General features: G+C 65.5%; 2 protein-coding genes. Both read left to right on the top strand.

The window, feature by feature from the left end; genetic code table 11:
• Nucleotides 1-522 (top strand): ABC transporter permease (locus DBR24_RS07055; protein WP_256591316.1); only part of this gene is annotated, 522 nt, incomplete at its 5' end.
• A partial coding sequence (locus tag DBR24_RS07050) for a PhnE/PtxC family ABC transporter permease (RefSeq protein ID WP_371921242.1) occupies nt 519-942 on the top strand: 424 nt, incomplete at its 3' end. The genes DBR24_RS07055 and DBR24_RS07050, both read left to right, overlap by 4 nt.

Below are 942 nucleotides of genomic sequence, written 5' to 3'. Positions count from 1 at the left end.
CTGTCTGCCGCGTCACGCGGTGGCGTGCCGAGCCGACTGGGGCGTCTGTCGCGCTGGCCGGTGCGCGGACTGTTGATTTTCCTGCGCAGCGTGCCGGAAATCGTCTGGGCGCTGCTGTTTGTGCGCGCTGTAGGGTTGGGGCCGGCGGCCGGTGTGCTGGCCATCGCCATTACCTACAGCGGCATGCTCGGCAAGGTCTATGCGGAGATTTTTGAATCGACCGATCAGCGTCCGGCGCACGCACTGTTGCAGGCTGGCAGCGGCCGTCTGGCGGCGTTTGCTTACGGCACGTTGCCCAACGTCGGGTCAGAACTGCTCTCGTACACGGTCTATCGCTGGGAATGCGCGATCCGCGCTTCGGTGGTGATGGGGTTTGTCGGCGCGGGCGGGCTGGGCCAGCAAATCGACTTGTCGATCCGCATGTTCGCCGGCGGTGAAGTCGCCAGCATTCTGCTGACCTTCCTGCTATTGGTGCTGGGCGCCGATCAGCTCAGTCGCTTGCTGCGCTGGAGGCTGACATGAATCGCCTGATCAACCTGTTGCTGATCGCGGGCATCGGCGTGGCCGTTATCGCTTCGTTCGCCTACCTGAGCCTGGACCTTGGTGAGCTGGGCAGTGCCACCAGCCTCAAGCAGATGGGCGCCTATGTGCAGCGCTTCCTCAGCCCGGACCTGAGCGCGGAGTACCTGAAAGCGATCTTCCATGGTTCGCTGGAAACCCTGGCCATGTCAGCCCTCGGCACCCTGCTCGCGGCGGTGTTCGGCATCGTCCTCGCGCTGCCCGCCGCCGGGCGTTTTGGCTGGCCGCTGCAAAGTGCTTCACGGTTGCTGCTTAACGGTCTGCGAGCAATTCCGGAACTGGTCTGGGCCGCGCTGATGGTGCTCGCCGCCGGCCTCGGCCCCAACGCCGGCACCCTCGCCCTCGCCCTGCACACCACTGGGG

Origin of the sequence: Pseudomonas sp. HMWF006 (assembly GCF_003061205.1) — a bacterium.
In the GTDB taxonomy this organism is placed as follows: Bacteria; Pseudomonadota; Gammaproteobacteria; order Pseudomonadales; family Pseudomonadaceae; genus Aquipseudomonas; species Aquipseudomonas monsensis.
The sequence above is the reverse complement of the archived record's forward strand: the minus strand, read 5'-3'. Positions and strand labels throughout refer to the sequence as shown.